This is a genomic window from Niveispirillum sp. BGYR6, assembly GCF_027568365.1.
Taxonomy (GTDB): Bacteria; Pseudomonadota; Alphaproteobacteria; order Azospirillales; family Azospirillaceae; genus Niveispirillum.
The window spans coordinates 184477-205332 of the sequence record NZ_JANLNL010000012.1 but is presented as its reverse complement, the minus strand read 5'-3'; the positions used below and the strand labels follow the sequence as shown (position 1 = coordinate 205332).

Annotated in this window: 8 protein-coding genes; all 8 read right to left on the bottom strand. The window is 64.3% G+C overall.

The window, feature by feature from the left end; genetic code table 11:
• Positions 1-129: 129 nt before the first annotated feature.
• Positions 130-4044, bottom strand: a complete 3915-nt coding sequence (locus PCJ49_RS21195) for a glycosyltransferase (protein ID WP_269912705.1) — start codon at positions 4042-4044, stop codon at positions 130-132.
• Positions 4041-4622, bottom strand: coding sequence for a D-sedoheptulose 7-phosphate isomerase (locus PCJ49_RS21190; RefSeq protein WP_269912704.1), 582 nt, complete (start codon positions 4620-4622; stop codon positions 4041-4043). The genes PCJ49_RS21195 and PCJ49_RS21190 overlap by 4 nt, the downstream gene beginning before the upstream one ends.
• Positions 4623-4675: 53 nt before the next feature.
• Complete coding sequence (locus PCJ49_RS21185) at positions 4676-5788, bottom strand: NAD(P)/FAD-dependent oxidoreductase (RefSeq protein WP_269912703.1); 1113 nt, start codon at positions 5786-5788, stop codon at positions 4676-4678.
• 238 nt (positions 5789-6026) lie between these two features.
• Positions 6027-6803, bottom strand: a complete 777-nt coding sequence (locus PCJ49_RS21180; RefSeq protein ID WP_269912702.1) for a hypothetical protein — start codon at positions 6801-6803, stop codon at positions 6027-6029.
• Positions 6790-9705 carry a LamG-like jellyroll fold domain-containing protein gene (locus tag PCJ49_RS21175; protein ID WP_269912701.1) on the bottom strand — a complete coding sequence of 972 codons (2916 nt, stop codon included), beginning with the start codon at positions 9703-9705 and terminating at the stop codon, positions 6790-6792. The genes PCJ49_RS21180 and PCJ49_RS21175 overlap by 14 nt, the downstream gene beginning before the upstream one ends.
• On the bottom strand, positions 9705-10565 hold the full coding sequence (locus PCJ49_RS21170) for a hypothetical protein (protein ID WP_269912700.1): 861 nt from the start codon (positions 10563-10565) through the stop codon (positions 9705-9707). Before PCJ49_RS21170 ends, PCJ49_RS21175 begins: the two co-directional genes overlap by 1 nt.
• Position 10566: 1 nt before the next feature.
• Entirely contained in the window at positions 10567-12096 is a 1530-nt protein-coding gene (locus tag PCJ49_RS21165) for a hypothetical protein (RefSeq protein WP_269912699.1), read from the bottom strand.
• Positions 12096-20843: a phage tail length tape measure family protein gene (locus PCJ49_RS21160; RefSeq protein ID WP_269912698.1), complete on the bottom strand. Its 8748-nt coding sequence runs from the start codon at positions 20841-20843 to the stop codon at positions 12096-12098. Before PCJ49_RS21160 ends, PCJ49_RS21165 begins: the two co-directional genes overlap by 1 nt.
• Between the last annotated feature and the right edge of the window lie 13 nt (positions 20844-20856).

The following is a 20856-nucleotide window of genomic DNA, read 5'->3' as shown; positions in this document are numbered from 1 at the left end:
AGCCTGACATGTGAACGGCCGCCCTATTTCTTCAATAGGCAACCAGCGGCTATGCTAACAGTCAGCTGGTTGCATATAGCGCATTCAAGACAAATTTACCAATAAATTTGTTCACCCCTTCCCTTTGCTTCATGGCCAGATGAGATTATCGGCAATGATGGAGGAGGTATTGGCGATCTGCACCCGGAATGGCTTGCCACGGGCTGACACAGGCAGCGCCAGGGAAAAGCCGCAATGGCCGTCCCCGAACCCGGCCATGCGGACGTCCGGTCGCGGATCACATGCCGTAACGGAAACTAATGGCTCCCCATCAACAATGGCTTCCACAACCAGACGATGGCGGGGCGCAGCCGGATCACAGGCCCAGCCGGTGATCCGGCCATCGTCTGAGACGCTATCAACATGGCCCGCAACGACCGATGGTTGCTCCGCTGGCGATGGCGGCAGAAGCGACACGGTCTGCGTCATGGATGCAAGAGCCAGCCCCCGCTCCGCCTCCACCGACAGAAGGCGGACCGTTCCTGTTTCAACCAGGCGGGTTTCCGTCGAATCGTGAAACAAGACACGGATGCCACCGACCACCGGCTCGGCATGGCAAACCGGCAAATCCACCGAGTGCCCTAAAGTCATCTGCAGCGAGCGCCAGTCGCGCGCTCCAAGATCAAGCAATGTGAGATCCAGGGTCGGCCGCCAGCCGCACAGTTGGGTAACGGCCATGTTGGCCGGCCCTGCCAAAGGCCCCCTGACAAAGGGGATGCCGTTGGCCCCCTTGGCGATGCCTTGCCACCCCTCGCGCGGGTCGAACGTCGTCGTCACGGCCTCTTCCCCCGGCTGGAGCCACGGGACATGACGGATCGAGAGCTGACAGTCCTCAATGACGACGGGCTGATCGTGGGCCCGCAGCTCGATCCCAACCATTACCCAGGTCATGGAAGCGGCCTGGGTTCGGCATTGAAAAGTCGTGCGGCCCGACTCAGTCCCGATCTGGTGTGCAGATTGGACACCGGACAAATGCAGCCCCGGCACCTGCGGCGACGCACCACCCGCCTGCCCATTGCTGCACCACAAGACCAGATGGAAGGGCGTATCCGCCGGCAGTACAACCCAATTGCGCACAGCACTGCCGGGGAACAGTAGCATCCGTCCACCCACCACAGGCACCGGGCGCCCATCAGGGCCGGCCCAGACGGTCTGCCCGGAGAGCACTTTCAGCATCTCCGGCAGAAGCTGCGCCAGATGGGAAGCGTTGTCATGGGAAGCCAGCAGGGAAATCCGGCGTTCGGCATCCATGCCTTCCAGCAACGCCGCCCCCCGGCGCAATATGGACAGGGGCGCCGGTTCCCCGGATGTCAGCAGGGAAATGCAGCCATTGATGGCGTGCCAATCCTCGTTCCATTCCTGATAATCAAAGGCCGGCGCGGGTTGCGACAAAGCCGAGCTGTCAATATCGCGCATACCTAACAGCTGCGCCGCGACCTGCGCGAACCGGCCAGCCCGGCCCCCGCCGGTCTGCTGCATCCGAGCAATGGCCAAACCGGCCAGGGCGACCTCCGCGCGTGCGGCACGGCTGGCCGACAGCCGGCAAATCTCCTGGCCAAAGCGCTCCGGCGTATCTGCAATGGGCAGCGGGATACCCGCCCCTTCCACCAGTTGCTGCAAGGCATAGGATGTCCCGACCACGGCCCGCCCCAGCGACAGGGCCTCCTGCACCTTGATGGGGCTGCCCGCTCCACTGAAAATCGGCAGAATGACGATGTGCGCCGCCGCATAGAAGGGGCGGAGGTTGGACACGCGCCCGACAAGGGCGATGCTGGGATGGATCGGCCAGTCCTGCTGATCCGCGACATCGCCCACAATAGCCAGGGTCATGTCCATCGGAGCCAGCAGCGGCAGGAAAACCTTTTCCAGGAACCAGCGAAGCGCATCGATGTTCGGCTTATGCGCGGAGCTGACGAACAGCAGATCAACCTTTCGCCACCCGGCCAGCTGGCGGGTTAGCGCATCGAAGCGTTGTCGATCTTCCACACGGCTTCCAGCCAGCCGCGGCAAGGCGCCCAATCCGGGAATGGCTGCCAGATCGGCATGACCGATGGGGTTCGCGGGTATCGGGGCCGGCAAATGCCGCACTGGCAGTGACGGCAGGTACCGACGCAGCAGATCCGCCTCAAGCGTTGAAAGTGACACGGCCATCGCCGACCGGGCCAGCATGGCCAGTTCCTGTTCCAGATCCTGGTTCAACAGGTCGCGCTGACCGTAAATGGCCTTCTGGAAACTCTGGATATCATGAATCTCACAGAGGACGGGTACCGGCTGTGGCCCTTCCAGCAATCCCAGCTTGTCCAGCAAAGGAAGATTGGTGATGTAATTCAACACAATCAGTCCGGGCCGTTCCCGCGTGATGGAACGCCACAACGCAGCCGGCAGCTGCAGACAATCCCGAAAGCGGATGTCCCTTTCGATCGAATAATCCCCCTTCTGTTCCGCTGCCCGGAACAGATCATGCGACGCCTGGGATGTGGCATCCGGCGCGTAGGAACAGAGATGCACATCGACAAAAGGGAATTCCGCCAACGTCTCGTCCAGTGTACGGGCAAAGGCGAACAGCGCTTCCGGGGTGGCGGGGCTGGTCATATGGACGAACAAGCCAGTAACCCGACATCCCAGGTCGAACAGGCCTTCCAACTGCGACCGGGCCACACTGCTGGCCCCATTGCGCAGGACCATCGCATCGGCATCCATCACAAACAGAACCGTCGGCCCCGCAATAACGGGGGTGGTGACCTCGGTCCAGTCGTGAGCCTGTTCCAGCACCTTTACGAAGTGGTCGGCCGACGCTTCAGAGCGCCAATATTCCGTCCGCGCCACCGCTTGCCGGTGCAGAACCTCATAGCCATCGACAGCACGACGCACAGCATCGACAAAGGTTGCCGGACCATCGAAGGTGACTGTTCCGTCGGCAGCGCGGGTTTCCATCCACGATCCGCTGCTGGTCACCACCACCTTGCCGGCACATTGCGCCTGGACCATAATGCCGGAACTACGGGCCTGGTAACGTTCCGGGTTATAGGGGATAAGAACGATGTCAGCCGCCGCCAGCAACCCGTAATAGGCATCCGTGTCCAATGCGGAGGTCAGCAGGTGGACCTCCGGTGATGGGAACTGCCGCAGGCGCTGTCGGGCCTCCGGCACGGTTGCCTCGCCCCCGGCGATGTTGAAGTTCGACTGGGCCAGAAGTCGAAGACGGCCCGTCCGGAAATAGCTCTCCCACAATTGCCGGACCATCTCCGGCAGCAGGGGATAACCCTTCTCCTCCCTTGCGTCGCCGATATAGACCAGGGTCAAGGGGCCGGGCACCCCTTTCCCGCTTCCTCGCCCGTCCTCGGCCTTCTCAAGCGCGCGCAACATGGCCGCCTGATCGAAGGGAATAGGAAGTGTGGAGGCCTGCACCTTCAGCAGCCGGCCACAAAGTGCGGTCAGGCGGTCCGTGTCAGTATGGAACCGGACACGGGCCGCCATTCGCTTGTTCGCTGCCAACCGATTGCACAGCGCAACGACCTTGCGGCTATAACCGGTATCCAGGTCGCGTGGATCATAACGCAGGACAATGCTGAATCGGGGCAGCTTTGCTGCACGCCAAGGCGGTATCGCCGCCAGGGACCAGAGCAATTGGGACAGCTGCGACCAGCCCAGCGTATGAATCAGCACCAGATCCGCCGGGCCAACCCCCGCCGCCGCCAGTTCCAGCAACACATCGTGACCGAAATGTCCCTGGATTGGTTGATGGGGCGGGATGTCGGACCAACGGCTCCAGCCATAATCGAAGACAGGCCGGACTTCCTTTACGCCCAACGCCTCTGCCAAGGACTCACCATCGTCCAGGCGCAATTGGCGGTTGGCCAGAATTCTGACCTCCCATCCACACTGCGCCGCTCCTTGGGCGACAGAACGGGAATATTCGAAATAATGCCCGCTCTTCGACGACAGTGAATGATCGACGATGAACAGTTGGCGCACGGCATCCGGCACTGTTGTCACTAAACTCATCCCACCGGCGCCATGGCGTTTTCCACCAATTCGCAGATGGTGTGCCCGACAGCGATATGCATCTCCTGAATGCGGGCCGTCATCGTGGACGGAACCGGCAGCCAAAGATCGGACAGCGGCACCATGGCCCCTTCTTTCGCGCCCGTCAGAGCGATGGTATGAATGCCCATCTGCCGGGCCACATTCATGGCATCGACGACATTGGTGCTGTTGCCGCTGGTGGACAAGCCCACCAGCACGTCACCGGCCCGGCCGACACCCCGCAGCTGCCGCGAGAACACGTCACGGTAGCCGTAATCATTGCCGATGGCCGTCAGGGCGGAGGTATCGACCGTCAGGGCCAAGGCGGCCAGCGGGGCACGGTCGCGCATGAACCGGCCCATCAGCTCCGCCGCCAGATGCTGGCTGTCTGCGGCCGACCCGCCATTGCCGCAGAACATGACCTTGCCGCCGGCGCGCAACGACGCGATCATCAGATCCGCCGCCTCCACAACCTTGCCTGACAGTTCCTGAAGTTTCGTGAAGTTATCAGAAATCCCGGCGAAGGTTTCGATAACGAGATTCAGATTGTTTGACATGGTATCCCTTCAAATTCGCGCCCCCGACAGGTGAGCGCTTCTATTACTCATCCTTAAGGTCGCAGAATATCGACCACCCGTTGCGCGATAGCAAGAGAGGACGTCAGTCCCGGTGACTCAATGCCAAACAGGTGAACCAGACCCGGCAGCCTATGTTCAGCTTCTGTCTGAATCAGAAAATCGGCCTGCTTTTCGCCCGGCCCCGATAATTTGGGGCGGATCCCGCAATAGGCCGGGACCAGCACACCGTCCGGCAGCCCGGGCCAATAGAGGCGAATGCGCTGATAGAAGGCGTCGGCCCGGCGTGGATCGACCTGATAGTCCAGTGGTCCAGGCGCCAGCCATTCCACATCCGGGCCGAACCGCCCCTGCCCCGCCAGGTCCAGAGTCAGATGGACACCCAGTCCGCCATCCTCCGGGATCGGATAGATCAGGCGATTGAAGGGAGGCGACACGCCTTGCAGCGCGTAATAATTGCCCTTGGCATAATGGCGCGGCGGAATATCGGCCGGATCGTATCCTGACAGGCTTTGGGCGACGCTCCACGCATCCAGCCCTGCAGCGTTGATCAGCTCCCGGCAGCGAATAGTCGTCGGCTCCCGACCGCCGGTGCGCACGGTGAAACCACCACCGGTCCAGTCCACGGCCAAGACCGGTGTTTCACGCACCAGGATGGCGCCATGATCCTCCGCATCACCCAGAAGAGAAACCATCAGGGCGTGACTATCAACGATCCCCGTACTGGGCGACAGCAGCCCCGCCACGCAGCGCAACGCCGGTTCCAGTTCCCGGACGTCGGCATCATCCAGCAGGCAAAGGTCATCGACACCATTGGCCTTCCCCTGGGCCAGCAGATCGCGCAGCTTGGATTCCTGAGCGGCATCGGTGGCCACCACAAGCTTGCCCAGACGGCGATGCCCGATGCCCCGTTCCAGACAATATCGGTAAAGCCGATCCCGACCGTCGACACAGAGTTCGGCGCGCACCGATCCGCTGGGATAATAAAGCCCAGCATGGATCACTTCAGAGTTTCGTGAACTGATTCCCTGGCCGAAATGTTTTTCCGCCTCCAGAATCAGAACCTCCCGACCGGCCATGGCCAGCGCCCGGGCAACCGCGAGCCCGACGACCCCGCCCCCGATCACCACACAACCAATCTGGTCCACGCCCACCGCTCCGGCTGTTGATTTATCAGCCGATAGGCCGTAGGCTAAATTCTAACATATGTGAGAGGTGCAGGCAATACTTGTGCGTATAAACTTTCACTATGACCTTAGGTTTTAGGGACACATTTCAATCGCCGGCGGGGTAGGCGCGGGGCGCGCACCGGGGGCGGATATCGACACCGATGAACCGCCCCATTTGGTTCTGGAGACGGGGCGGTTGGTGTTGGAGTGGGGAGGGTTAAGGGGGGGCCAGGGGCCAGGAGCGTTTCAGGGCTTCGGCGGCGGCCGGGGTTACTGTGCCAGACGATACAAGCTGGTGTGCGTAACCCGGGGCGGATGGGGTGGTCTGGAAAATGTCGGTGAAGCTGATTTCTGCCGCCAGACTCAACATGCTGCTGAAAGGGGCCAGCAGCAAGGGGGCTTGGATTTCCCCCACAACCGTCGCCAATAACTGCGCAAAGGCCAGCTTGCCCAGGGCCGGGCGGCGCCGCAGGGGCCAGCTTGTCGCCTCGGCCGGGGTCAGGGGGCGTACGGTCCAGGCACCGGCAACGAAATCCGTCGCCATCTCGCACGGGTCATCCAGCACCGGCGGCGGCGGCAGGGCCAGGGTGAAGGCCGGTTCATCATCACCCAAGATTCCCGCCCGCGTGCGGGCCAGCTGCAGCAGGGCGGGGGTGGCCGTCGCCACCAAAGACTGCGCTGCCTGCCAGGCCGCCCAGGCGGGTGACGGGACCAACGCACCATCAGGGCCGCTGGCGATCCAGGCGGGTGGCGGCTGGTCGCCCGTGCTGTTCAGCAGCTGCTGTGCCGCCTCGTACCGTTCCACCTGTTCCAGAAGGGCGGTCAGGGCGCGGTTGCGCGCGACCTGGGCCGCCAGGGTGGCCGGGTCGGTATCGGCGATGGCAAGCGGTGCGTCCAGACAGCGCGGCCAGCCATCCACCAGCGTCCAGCGGGCGATCCAGCCGGGGCCGGCGGCGCCATAGGCGCCGCACCCCACATCATTACTGCGCAGCATAATCATCCCCCATCGTCAGGGCCTGAACCTGCCGGGCCACCGTCCAGACCAGCCGCGTGCCGGCCAGACCCGTCACCCGCTCGGTGACGGTCTGCGCGCTTGTATCGACCGAGACCGTGGCATCCAGGCTGCTGCTGGTGCGGTTGATCACCGTCACAGCGGCAGCACCCACCAGGGCCAGCGCCCCGCCAACATCGCGCCGCACCTGATAGCGCAGCTCAAACGCCGCCACCTGGGGGGCCGTGCCGCCATATTGGCGGGCGGTGAGCAGGCTGCGCACCGTGCGCACCTCCCCTTCCCCAACATAGAGCCGGGGGCTGAGATCGGTCGGCGTGGCATCCACGGTGACCGCCTGCGGGGCCGGCGGCGGCAGGGCGGGCGTGCCGGGGCGCATCAGGTCGCGGGCAATGCGGGCCTCCGTCATCAGCCCGGCATTGGCGGCCGTGCCCACCAGCAGATGCGGCCCGACGGCAGAGACGCTGGTGACATTGTCGGAACCGACGGCACCGGCCGTATTGGCCCCGTCATGATAGGCGATGCGGGAAAGGCCGGCGAAGACGGAGACGCCATCGCCGGTGCCCACGGCCAGGGTGCCGGTATCCGGGTTGGCGGAAAGCGCGGTCACATTATTGCTGGTGCCGCCCAGCAGGGCCGGCTGGCCAGCCTGGAACAGGGCGCGTTCATCATCGTAGATTTTGCGGATTTGCGCCGGGCTGGGGGCTGTCGCGCTGATACGCAGCAGGGCAATGCTGGCATCCTGGGCTGGCGAGTCACCGGCGCTGCTGAGGCCGACGCGCAGCAGCTTTCCGGCCCCGGTTAAAGAGGCCGTGGCGGCGGCCGTGGTGAAGGCCACCTCAGCGCCATTGTAATACAGGTACCAGCGTCCCGCCGCCCGGCCGAAACTGACCTGCCCCCAGACACCCGTGGGTATAGCGGGCATCTGCAGCGTGAACTGCCCGGACAGGGAGGCTGTCAGCGCGCCACTGATCTTGTCGATCGACCAGGATCCGCTATCAAAGCCCGCCCCAGAGCGCGTCACATATGCCGCGTTCCCGCCGCCAGGATTGACCCAGAACGTGACGTTGAAATCCCCGCTGCCGAAATCCAGATCGGGATTGTAAGCCTGTTCCAGATAATTGGCGGCACTGAAACCAGTGATCGCCGAAAGGCCACAGGGCAGGCCCGTGCGTTGCAGGCTGCCGTTGACCCGCAGGCCCTTGCCCTTATAGCTGCGGTCGGGCAGCACGGCGCGGACGGAGACATTGTCGAACATCGCGGTGTCACCCGCCGCGGTCCCGTTATGGAACAGGCGAATGGTGACCAGATTGCCGGTGGGAATGAACTGGCCCCCCAGGGTCGCCGAACTGCTGGAAGCGGTATCCGCCAGCAGCACGGCGGCACCACTGCCCCCGTCGCTCACATTCAGGTTGAGGCTGCCGATCGTTGTGCCCTTGCTGGCGTCCACGCGGATCATGCAGGCCTGCCCCGGCACGACGGACAGGGTGAAATCGGCGATGGCATTGCCGCTGGCCACGCGGGTCACCACCAGTTGGCCATTATTGACGCTGAGCGTGCTGTTGACGCCGCTCCACCCCGTGGTGCCGCTGGCAAAATCGCCATTGGTCACCAGCTCGCCCGAGGCACTGATGCTGCCGGTGGCGCTGTCCCCCAGCCAGGTGCCGCGAATGTCACCCGGCTGCCAACCGGTGGCGTAGCTGTTGGTGACATGGGCGATCAGGCCATTGGCCGGGTTGGCGACATCTTCCTGCACCAGCCGCAGGCCGGCCGTGCTGCCCTGGGCGTTTTCTGTGAGGGCGGTCACGCTGCCACCCGATGCTGCGCGCAGCAGCCCGGCATAACCGGGACCGCTGTAGAAGCCGCTGCGCCACTGGGTGGCGACCGCATCGCGATAGGGCACTGTGCCCACATCCACCAGTGAGGGGTCAGCCACCCGCGCGGCGAACAGCCGCCCGGTGCTGGTGAGATAAACGCGCGCGTAGCCATTTGCATCGGTCAGAGAGACCATCGCCCCCCAGGGATGGATGACGCTCACCCCGCCCGCCGTCGCCACGGCGACGGTGGGGATGGGCAGGCCGGCGCGATCCAGCGGCGCGCTTGGCAGCACGGCGGCGCTGATACTGGCGATATTGGCCCCTCCCAGCACCGAGCCCACGGGCCGCTGTGGCCATCCGCTCTGCTGATGGCGCCCGCCGATGGTGCCGGCAAAGCGATATGTACCGGACGGCGCGTGGCGTTCCGCCAGATCCGCCGGAAAATCCACCACATGCAGCGAGGCATAGGGGCCGCCGCTGGTGCCGATATAAAGTCGGCCCTGGGCAGCGGTGACAGCGGTGATCTTCGGGTCGTTGCTGACCGCCACCGGCACGCCGTTGGGGCTGCCGTTGAACAGCATCCACATCCGTGGCGCGCCATCCGGCCCCAGATCATGCGCATCATAGATGGTCAGGCTGGCCGCTCGCGTCACAATCAGCGCCACGGTGGGAAAGCGCCTTGTCGCCCCGCGCGTGGCGGTGTTCAGCGGCTCATTATACCAGCTGGTGCCCCGGCATTTCTCCACCCAGGCGCCGCCATCGCTGTCGCGGCGGGTGTCGTAGACGAACACCGACACCACATCGCCGGCCGTCACCAGCGATTTCAGTGCGGACCCGTAAACCAGCCCGGTGGCTGTGCCGGTGCCGGCCTGCCCCACCAGGGTCTGCGCCTGCGCCGCACTGCTGGCGGCGCTGGCAGCACTGGCGGCGGCCTGGTCGCGCAGGGTGCCGCCCTGGAACCCGGACAGCTCTGCCACCAGATCCTCAAAGAACGGCATCCAGTTCTGCCGGAAGCCCCAGGGGGCGAAATCGCTCAAGGCCCAGGTGCGGCCATTCAAGGTAACGGGCATCAGATCAGCTCCTCGATCTGCAGCACGACGTCCCAGCCGTCATGCTCCACAATGGTGATGGGTGACGTGCCGGCGAGCGCGCCATAAAGGGTCAGCCGGTTGCGGATGGCGGGTTCCTTGTCGCTGTCCCAGATGACCAGCAGGTCACCCTTGATCCCCCGCCACATCAGATCGTGATAGACGCCCAGCGCCGTTGCCTCGCTCTGATAGGACAGCTTGATTTCCCATTGGCGGTATTTCGGGGCCTCGCCCACCAGCCGGCGGCCGCCCTTGGTGCGGGTTTTCTCCGCCATGTCGATGATCTGGACGGAGGAGCCATAATCATGGTTCTCCACATCCGGGGCCACCCAGCCCTGGCCGATCATCAGCCGCCCGGCCTGGAAATAGCCGTCGGGATTGCCGGGATCGGCAACTTCCAGAAAGGCATATTGGGCATAATGGGTTTCCGGCGACAGGTGAAAGGCGATGGGCGCGCCGGGGAAGGTTTCCTTATCCACCCCGTCAAAGGGCCAGACACCCCAGGGCAGGCTGCCCCAGACGATGGTGGGTTCCCAGACCGGGGCCGTGGGCGATTGATAGATCACGGGCGACAGCGACGGCGCATCGGCCAGCCCCACCCGCATCGTGGCCAGGCTGGACGCATTATGGCCGATCAGCGCCCAGGCATTGACCGGGCGCACCCGGTCAAAACCAGCCACCAGCCGGGCCGGGCTGTTGCGGATATCCAGATAGCGCGCCACGGCGGCCAGATCGTCATTGCGCAGATTGGCCGGCGGCAGGGCGCCGGCCCAGCCATTGCCGCTGCCGGAAAGGCTGCCCTTGTCGCTGGCCAGATCGTAAAGGATGGTCAGGTTCGCCATGTCACAGCACCGTCAGGGTCAGGGTCGGGATGGCGGGGGCGGTATCCGCATCCCGCCGCAGCACCACCACGCGGCGGCCATTGGCCAGCCCATAGCGCGGGTGCTGAATGTCAATCGTGTCGCCAATGCGCACCGGCTCGGTCGCCGGGTTCAGCGGCAGGGTGATGTCAAAGGGCTGGCGCCGCGCCCCCAGCAGGGCCAGCAGCCGGTCACGCTCGGCCAGCGCATCGGCACGGGCATCAAAGCCGGTTTCCTTTTCCAGCGCTTCGGCCAGCAGGCTTTCGGCCGCCACGGCCGGGCTGGTGGCCGTATCGGTCCATTCGCGGTCCTGGGTGGCCAGTTCGCGCACGGCGGCGGGAATGCCCTGGGCGATTTCCTGTTCAGACAGCGCCAGACCGGGGCGATAGGACAGCCGCACGCTTTTGATGCGGCGGGCCGCCTGCTGCGGCACGATATTCAGCATGTCGCGCCGGGTGAAGCGGGCCACCGGTGTGGCGGCCGGCAGATCATAGCGCCCGACCTGGAACAGCCCTTCGGCGGAAATGCCCCAATGGCCGCCGATGCTTTCCATGATGCGGTCGATCAGGGCATCGGTGCCCAGTTCCCCCCCGCCATCGGACCAATGGCCCAGCACCGCCGGCTGCAAGGCGTGCAGGGCGTTGACGCTGGTATGGTCGATATCGCCGGCCCCCAGCCCGGCAAAGGCCATGGCGGCATGGCGGGCCAGCTGGGCGGCGCTGTAAATCCAGCTGCCATCGGGCGCCACGCCTTCGGCATCCACCCGCAGGCGGAAACGCGGCTTTTCCGACAGGCGCAGCAGGCCGGCCCCCTTGGCGGTGGCCAGATCCAGGCTGGCCATGCTGAGCGCCTTCAGCGCCGCATAATCGGCGACATCGGGGCCGATGGTAAAGGGTGCCCCGCCATCATCGGCCGCCAGCAGGGCACGGAACCCGGCCGGATCGATCATATAGATATTGAAATCGGCATCGATCAGCAGCGGTTCAAAGCGCCGGGCCCGGCCCAGCAGAAAGGGCTTGGCGCGGCCCTTCAGGCTGTCGCCGCCCTCTGCCCCGCCGGTGCCGGCAAAGATGCCGCGCCGGGCCGGGGCGGTGAAACGGGCCTGCAGGTCGGTCAGCACCAGTTCGATCATGTCGCCGGGCACGATTTCCTCCACCGTGCGCCGGGTCATCAGGGTGAAATCGGACAGGCGGCGGGGGCGGGCGGCTTCGCTGCGCCACAGTTCGATGCTGCGCCCGTCCCAGGCCCAGTCCAGCCAGTGATCCAGCCCGCCATCCTGGTTGGCCACCTGCACCGCGCCATAGCTGGCGCTGGAGCGGCCGCCGATGGCATCGCCGCTCCACAGGCTGGCATGGGTGGTCATGGGCACATCGATGCGCCGGTCCCAATAGGTGTTGGGGGCGGCATCCTGTTCGTCCGGCTCGCTGACCCAGCCGCGCAGCGAGGCATAGACGGTACGGGTGGTTCCCAGCGCCGGATCAAAGGGATAGGCGCGCATCAGCCAATGGGTCATCAACCAGCCCTCCGCAGCTTGGCAATGGTGCCGACCTTGACGCGGGCCGGTTTGGTGACGATGGCGGCCGTCTGGGCGGCGGCATCGGCCCCATCGGCCGTGTTGGCGGCGATTTTCTCCAGCAGGGCATTCTGGCGTTCCACCGCCTGGGCCTGCCGGTCGATGGAAGCGGCCAGCCGGTCATGATCCACCCCGCCGCCGGCCTTGCCCTCGGCCAGGCGCGGCCGCTTGGCGCTGAGCCGCGCCAGTTCCAGCGTTTCCGCCTTGGTGAAGACCTGCGATCCGCGCGGCAGTTGCACCAGCTCCGGCCCTTCCTCGCCCACCATGGCCATGCCGCCGGGGTGGAAATCGGTGCCCCTGGCGTACGAGAAGTTGCCGCCCAGCCGTTCGGCCGTGGCCGCCACATTGTGGCGGATTTTGCTGAAGACCGCCTGATCGTCGGCATGGAACTGCTGCTGCACGCCCCAGACCTGATCCTGCCAGCGCTGCAGGTTGATGATGGCCTGCACCACGGCATTATCATTGCTGGCCGGCGGGGTGACCGGTGGGGCTGCCAGACGCACGGCCGTATCAAGCGTATTCTGACGGATCGCGTCCAGCTGGCCGGCAAAACCCGCCTGGAACTGCTGCTGCGCGCCCCAGACCTGATCCTGCCATTGCTGCAAGCCGATGATAGCCTGGACCACCGCATTATCATTGCTGGCCGGCGGGGCTGCCAGACGCATGGCCATATCGGTCGTGTTCTGGCGGATCGCCTCCAGCTGCCCGGCAAAGCCTGCCAGGAACTGGTATTGCTGCCACCAGACCTGATCCTGCCATTGCTGCAAACCGATGATGGTCTGCACCACGGCATTGTCATTACCGGCCGGCGGGGTTGCCAGACGTACGGCCATATCGGTCGTGTTCTGGCGGATCACCTCCAGATGGCCGGCAAAACCCGCCAGGAACTGATATTGCTGCCACCAGACCTGATCCTGCCAATGTTGCAGGCCGATGATGGTCTGCACCACATGAAGGTTGATGGCGGCATCGGCGGTGTTCTGGTGGATCGCCGCCAGATGGCCATTGAAGCTGGCCAGGAACTGATATTGCTGCCACCAGACCTGATCCTGCCAGCGCTGGAAGCCGATGATGGTCTGGATCACCCGGTCGGTATTGGTCTTCTCGCCGGTGGCAGCGTCCTTCACCTCGGTGCCGACACCTTCAACCTTGTCGCCGATATCGAGGTTGTTATTCAGATCCTTGATCTGCTCCAGGATCTGCTTGTCATAGCCCTGGACGGCGGGCAGCGCCTCGATCTGTGACAGGATGGCTTCCACCATGGCGCGGCGGTCGGCACCAGAGGCGGTATAGGGGGTTTCGGCATCGATCAGCCGCTGGGCATAATCGGTCAGGCCCTGCAAGGCATCCAGATTGCCGCCCTTGGCCAGGGTCATCTGCTTTTCGAACTGACTGCGGGCCAGGTCGCGGTTGACGGCCGGCGTGGCATTGGTGGCCCGGACATTATTGACCCATTGCCGCAGCGCCCCGCCGACCTGGTTCAGCGCCTTGATCTGTTCATCATTGAACCGCTTGTTGATGGCGGCGCGTTCCAGCCCAAGCGCCTCTTCCAGTTTCACCAGATCAGCGCCCAGCGTTTTGGCGACTTCCACCCGCTCGCGGGCGGCCTGGCGGTCAAAGGCCGCCAGCGCCCCTTCGCGGGTGCTGGTATCGTTGGTGGCGTTGAAGATGCGGTCGTCGATGTTCTGATTGACCTGGCGGGCCGCCTCGGCCATCTGGTCCATCGCCTGGGACATTTCCCCCTTCAGCACGGCAGACAGCTTTGCCAGCTGATCGGTGGTATAACCGGCCGCCTCTGCTGCCGCATATTCCGCCTTCTGCTTGCGGTCCAGCAGCTGAATCTGTTCGTCGGGCTTGCCGGAGACGGACAGGGCAAAATCGCGGTCGGCGAAGCCGGCATAGATATCGTCCGACTTCTTCTTGAACTGATCAGCGATCTTCTTGCGTTCCAGATCGCTGCCCTTGTCGAAATCAACCAGATTGGCGCCGCTGATCTTTTCCAGTTCCTCGCGTTCCTTGGCTGCCTGCCGGTTGAACGCGGCCAGGGCACCGTCCAGCGTGTTGGTGTCGGTTTCAGCATTGAACAGCCGGTCGTCGATGCGCAGGTTGGCGGCGTCGGCCGCCTGCTTGGCGGCGTGGCTGAATTCCTTGGCCAGCACGCCAGACAGTTTCAGCAGCTGATCGGTGGAATAACCGGCGGCCTTGGCCGCCTCATATTCCGCATCCTGCTTGCGCTTCAGCAGCTTAAGCTGTTCGTCCTTCTGGCCCGAGACATCGACGGCAAAATTACGGTCGGCAAAGCCAGCATAGATATCGTCCGACTTCTTCTTGAACTGATCAGCGATCTTCTTGCGTTCCAGATCAGTACCCGTGTCGAAATCAACCAGATTGGCGCCGCCGATCTTTTCCAGCTCGTCGCGTTCCTTCTTGGCCTGCCGGTTGAACGCGGCCAGGGCACCGTCCAGCGTGTTGGTGTCGGTCTGGGCACTGAACAGACGGTCATCGATGCGCAGGTTGGCGGCGTCGGCTGCCTGCTTGGCGGCGTGGCTGAATTCCTTGGCCAGCACGCCAGACAGTTTCAGCAGCTGATCGGTGGAATAACCGGCGGCCTTGGCCGCCTCATATTCCGCCTCCTGCTTGCGCTTCAGCAGCTTAAGCTGTTCGTCCTTCTGGCCCGAGACATCGACGGCAAAATTACGGTCGGCAAAGCCAGCATAGATATCGTCCGACTTCTTCTTGAACTGATCAGCGATCTTCTTGCGTTCCAGCTCGCTGCCCGTGTCGAAATCAACCAGATTGGCGCCGCCGATCTTTTCCAGCTCGTCGCGTTCCTTCTTGGCCTGCCGGTTGAACGCGGCCAGGGCACCGTCCAGCGTGTTGGTGTCGGTTTGCGCGTTGAACAGACGGTCATCGATGCGCTGGTTGGCAGCCTTCTTGGCCTGATCGATGGCGTGGGCCAGTTCAATGCCCAGCACATCTTTCAGTTCCGTCATCTGCTCGACGGTGTATTTGGCCGCCTCGGCGGCAGCAATCTCCGCCTTCTGCTTGCGTACCAGGGCGTTGATCTGTTCATCCGGCGCGCCGTCATTGGCCACCGCGAATCTGCGGTCGGCAAAGCCATCGGCGATGGCCTTGTTCTTCTCGGCGAACTGCTGCTTGATCTTCTCGCGTTCCAGATCAATGGCGGTGTTGTAGTCGGTGATATTGGCGCCGGGGGTCTTGATATATTCCTCGCGCTGCTTGTCTGCCTGCCGGTTGAAGGCGGCAATGGCGCCCGCTTCGGTGCTGGTGTCGGTTTGTGCGTTGAACAGACGGTCGGCGATGCTGTCATTGACGGCCTTGGTGGCCTCGGCCAGCTTGTCCACCGCCAGCTTCATCTCGCCACCCAGCACGGCGGCCAGCTTGTCCATCTGGTCGATGGTGTAGCCGGCGGCCCTGGCGGCGGCCTTCTCGGCCTCCTGCTTGCGGGCCAGGATCTGGATTTCGGCGTCGGGCTTGCCGGCCACATCCACGGCGAGCTGACGGTCAGCCAGACCGGCATAGATATCGTCCGACTTCTTTTTGAACTGATCGACGATCTTCTGCCGGTCCAGGCCGATGGCGGTGTTCAGCTTGTTGATGTCGGCGCCCGGCGTCTGGCTGGCGGTTTCCACATCCTTCTTGGCCTGCCGGTCGAAGGCGGCCAGCGCCCCCTCTTTCGTGTTGGTATCGTTCGTGGCGTTGAACAGCCGGTCTTCAATGCCATCATTGACGGCCTTGGTGGCCTTGGCCAGCTTGTCCACTGCCAGCTTCATCTCGCCACCCAGCACGGCGGCCAGCTTGTCCATCTGGTCGATGGTGTAGCCGGCGGCCTGGGCGGCAGCCCTCTCAGCCTCCTGCTTGCGGGCCAGGATCTGGATTTCGGCGTCGGGCTTGTCAGCCACATCCACGGCGAGCTGACGGTCAGCCAGACCGGCATAGATATCGTCCGACTTCTTCTTGAACTGATCGACGATCTTCTGCCGGTCCAGGCCGATGGCGGTGTTCAGCTTGTCAATATCGGCGCCCGGCGTGCGGCGGGCGGTTTCCACATCCTTCGTGGCCTGCCGGTCGAAGGCGGCCAGGGCGCCCTCTTTCGTGTTGGTATCGTTCGTGGCGTTGAACAGCCGGTCTTCAATGCCATCATTGACGGCCTTGGTGGCCTCGGCCAGCTTGTCCACGGCCAGCTTCATCTCGCCATCCAGCACCTTGGCCAGCTTGGTCATCTGTTCTTCGGTGTAGCCGGCGGCCCTGGCGGCGTTCAGTTCGGCTTTCTGCTTGTTGGCCAGGATCTGGATTTCGGCGTCGGGCTTGCCAGCCACATCCACGGCGAGCTGACGGTCGGCCAGGCCGGTGTCGATGGCCTTGGCCTTGTCGGCATAGGATTTGGCCAGGGCGACGCGTTCGGCGCCCAGCACCTTTTCCGTCTCCGTCAGCACTTCGGCCCCCAGCTCGCCCGCCTCCACGCGTTTGCGCACGCTTTCCAGCTCCCGGTCGCGGGCGCGGTCGAATATAGCCAGCGCGCCGGCCTGGGTGTCGGCGCTGCCATCGGCCTTGGCCGTGCGGTCTTTCAGGCCTTCCAGCGCCTCTTTCGTGGCGGCGGCGTTGGCGGCGGCCTTGCCGGTGTCGGTCACGCTGCCGGTCAGCTTGTCCAGCGCACCCTGGGCGATGCTGGCGGCTTCGGGGAAATCGGTGCCGAACAGGCGGATGGCTTCCTGCAACTGGTCAGGGCGCAGGTTGGCGTTTTCCAGCACGCCCTTCAGGGCGGCATTGGTGTTGCGATCCACGATGGCCCGGTCGGCCCCCAGCGCATCGGCATTGCGATACTGGGTGTCGCGGTTGGTCTTCAGGTCGCGGACCTTGTTGATGTAATCATTGCCGATCAGCGAGTTGAATTCGCGGTCCATACCGCCCATCCAGTCGCCCTTGGCCCCCTCCTTGGCCTTGGCCAGCCCGTCGGCCATCAGCTGCTGCGCCTGGGCGGTGCTGTAGCCCACCTCGGTCATCAGCGGGATATAGGCTTTCCACTTCGCCTCCAGCACCGCCATGGCGCTTTCCACCTCCGTCATGGCGGGGGCGGCATCGCGCACGCCGATCAGACCGTCGACATAGGAACGCAGGGTGCTGTCCACCTCGCCCATGGCATCGGGGAACAGGCGGGCGGCCGTGTCGTGGAAGCTGCGGATGGCGTTGACCTGTTCCTTCACCTGGGCGCTGGCCTGGGCGGTGGCCTGATCGGCCAGCCCCATATCGCCCTTCAGCGATTTCAGGCTGTCGCGGAAACCGGTGATGAAGTCGATATCGCCCCCGGCCTTTTCCATGTTGGAAAAATCAACCCGACCCAAGGCGGCGGAGATTTCCGGTGCCAGCTGATCCTGGATGCCGGTGACGAATTGCTGCGTCACATAGCTGATCAGCTGCTTCATCCCCGCTTCGGAGGAATCAAAGCTGGTGCGGGTGGAGCTGTTCAGCGCCGTGGCGAACAGCCCGTCGCGGCTGCCGGCACCCACGGCGATGGAACCCTTGATCTGCGCGCCCAGCTGCTTTTCCAGCGCATCCTTGATGGACAGCACCTTGTCGGCGATGGAACCGGCCGTATCGCGGTTTTCCTGGCTGTATTTCTTGCCGGTGAAACCGCCGATCTGATAGTTGCCGCTGTTGAGATCGATGACGGCGCTGCCTTCCTTGTTGGAAGGCTTGGAGCCGAACAGGCTGCCAATGGCGCCGCCGGCGATGGAGCCGAGCAGGCTGCCCATGGGGCCGGCGAAGGAGCCGGCAAAGCCGCCCAGGGCGCCGCCGATGGCAGCACCCTTGCTGTTGCCCTTGCCGATGCCCAACATGCCCAGCACCTGCCCGGCCATCATGCCGGAACCGATACCCCCCAGCGCGCCGGCAACCCCAGCCGCCGCCGATGCGGAGCCAAACAAGGTACCGCCCGATCCCAGCAGGCCACTGACCCCTTCCTTGCCGAACAGGGATTCCTGCAATTTCACCACGCCACCGGACAGCCCGCCCTTGCCGAACAGCCCGTCCAGCCCGCCGGAGAACAGGTCGCCCAGCTTGGCAGTCATCTTGTCCATGCCCTCGACCAGCTTGGCCAGACCGCCGCCATTGGCCATTTCCAGCAGGCCGGACAGGGGGGATTGCGTGCCGGCCGCGCCGGCCGCGCTGGCCGTGCTGCCCAGGCCCAAACCCAACATGCTGGACACAGACATCTGCGCGCCGCCGGCAAAGGGATTGCCCTGTGCAAAGGCACCGGCATTCAGGCTCTGCTTCAGCAGGTCGGACGGGTTGGCCGTTGACGAACCGGCCCCGGCATTGGGTGTGGCGGCGGCCGGGGCATCGGGTTGCGCGATACCGAACAGGCTGGGCATGGAGCCCACGATGCTGGTGACAATCGGCAGGATGATGCGGGTCTTGATCGCCTCGGCGCTGATCTTCTTGAACAGGTTCTTGAACCAGCCGACAATGCTGTCGTCCTTCCCGGTCAGCTGGTCATAGATGGCATCCGTCAGACCGCTGGCGGTCTTGTCGATGGCCTCCTTCGCGGCCCTTTCGGCCTCTTGGGCGGCCTGGGCGGCCTCTTCCTTCAGCTTATCGGCCTCGGCCTTCTGTTTGCGCAGGCCCTCCAGCCGGTCCTCGCTGGCGATTTTATCGTCATAGGCCTTCATCGCCCGCGCCAGGTCTTCGGTGGCGTCCTTGCCCAGCTTGGAGATCATGACGCGCTGATATTCTTCCCGCGCCAGTTCCTTGGTGATGTCGATACCCTGTTCCAGGGCCGCGGCCAGGGCGTTGTTGGCCGCGGTCTGCTGTTCCAGGCTGGCGATTTCTTCATTGGCGATGCCGCGCGCCGTCTCAATCTCCTTCCGCTTGTTGGCGGCGGCGATGATGCTGGCCTCCTGGGCGCTGCGGGCGCTGGCGGCGGCTTCCTCGTTGGCATAGGTGGCGGCCCGCTGGGCGGCTTCGCCCTTGCCGGCGGCATCGGCCATGCGGATGGCCGCATCCACCGACAAATCCTGTTCGCGTTTCAGGTTCGCCATGGCGGTGGCGTGCTGGATGGTAACGGCGGTGACGGCCTGCTGGATTTTCACCTGCTTGTCCTGGGTGGAGATCAATTGGCCTGAGGTCTCCACCTCCGCCCGGATGCGGGCCAGATACTGGTCGCGCGCCAGCCCGGTCATGTTGACGGCGGCGGCCTCGGCGTTCTGCAGCTTGGTGGCCTTCTGCTGTTCCGTCATCATGGTGCCCAGGGCACCATTCACCCGGGCCAGCTGGGCACTCACCTGCCCCCGATCTGCCAGGCCGCTGCCGTTATTCAACCCGTCTTCAAGCTTTTGCTTCTGCTCCAGCAGCTTTTTCTGCTGGGCAGCGTAGGTATCCAGTTCGCGGGCCAGCGCGCCAGCGACGCGCCCCTTATCTTCTGCCTCCTGCTGGTTCCGCTGTGCCTGGGCCTGCTGCTGGATCTGGGTCAGCGTTGCCTGATGTTTTTGAAAATCCTGCTGGGCCTGGGCATATTCCTGGTTTATCGCAGAGGCGAGCCGGCTGTTGGTGGGTGTCAGGCCTTGCTGCTGCAACCGGGTCAGTTCAGCCTTGGCGCTGGCCATTCTGGCCGCCGCGTCCTTCATGTCCTCGGTGGCTTTTTCATCGGGCGTGGCATTGTTGAAGACCAGGCTGGAAACTTTCTCACCAAGCCAGTCCCACATCCCGCCCGCCATTTTGGCGGCCGCAGCACCGGCGCGTCCCAGCGCCGTCAGGTTCGTCGTGGCGCCCTGCACCTTTTGGCCCAAGGCATCCAGAATGATGTTCTGGGCGGCGGTTTCATTGCCCATGGCGACCAGGTTCTGCACCGTGACCAGGCTGGCATCGCTCAGCAGCCCCATGGAATTGCTCAGTTCCTGCGCGCCTTTGGCCGGATCGCTGAACAGGCGGGCCAGGCTGGCGGTGGCGGCCGAGGCATCCTGCCCGGTCGCCAGGGCATAATTACGGCTGACACCGATCAGCCCGCTCATGACGCTGCCGCCGATCTTGCCGGTGGCAATATAGGCGGCCTGCTGTTCGCGGGCCGCCTTGATGCTGATGCCGGCCTGATTGGCGGCGGTGGATGCCTGCTGTTCCAGCTGGGAACGCGTCATGCCGATGGAAACCGCTGCCATCTTGTTGGCACGTTCCACCGCCTGCACGGAATCATGGTAATCGGAAAAGGCCTTGTAGCCGATGATCACCGCCGCTGCGATGGCGGCCACCGCACCGGCAGCAACGCCCGCGACAGGGCCAATCCTGCCGAGGGCACCCGACAGAGCGTTCATGTGTCTCGTGAGGCCGCCTGTCTGGCCCGCCACATCCACGCCGATCTGGGTCCATTGGGCCAACATGCCAATGCTGTCGCCGATGCCGCTCTGGCTGTCGGCGCCCAGTTTGGCGATGGCCGCGCTGGCGGTGGCCAGGGCGTTGACCGCATCGGTCATGCTGCGGGCCATTTCCTGGGTCTGGCGGTTGCTGTCCGCCATGGCCTGCGTGGCTTCCTGCTGTGCCGACGCCATCCTGCTCATGGTTGCGCCCGCCTCGATGGCGACATCGCGCAGGCCCTGCATCTGGCGGGCGGCCTCTTTCATGGCGGCCGTGAAACCGGCATCATTCAGGGTCAGTTCGGCTTCCACACGCAGGGCCATGGCAGGGTGTCCT

Excerpts from the sequence above, each read along its gene's own strand:
- PCJ49_RS21180 (WP_269912702.1), bottom strand. The coding sequence starts at position 6,803 with ATGCTGCGCAGTAATGATGTGGGGTGCGGCGCCTATGGCGCCGCCGGC.
- PCJ49_RS21160 (WP_269912698.1), bottom strand. The coding sequence starts at position 20,843 with ATGGCCCTGCGTGTGGAAGCCGAACTGACCCTGAATGATGCCGGTTTC.
- PCJ49_RS21195 (WP_269912705.1), bottom strand. The coding sequence starts at position 4,044 with ATGAGTTTAGTGACAACAGTGCCGGATGCCGTGCGCCAACTGTTCATC.
- PCJ49_RS21175 (WP_269912701.1), bottom strand. The coding sequence starts at position 9,705 with ATGCCCGTTACCTTGAATGGCCGCACCTGGGCCTTGAGCGATTTCGCC.
- PCJ49_RS21170 (WP_269912700.1), bottom strand. The coding sequence starts at position 10,565 with ATGGCGAACCTGACCATCCTTTACGATCTGGCCAGCGACAAGGGCAGC.
- PCJ49_RS21190 (WP_269912704.1), bottom strand. The coding sequence starts at position 4,622 with ATGTCAAACAATCTGAATCTCGTTATCGAAACCTTCGCCGGGATTTCT.
- PCJ49_RS21165 (WP_269912699.1), bottom strand. The coding sequence starts at position 12,096 with ATGACCCATTGGCTGATGCGCGCCTATCCCTTTGATCCGGCGCTGGGA.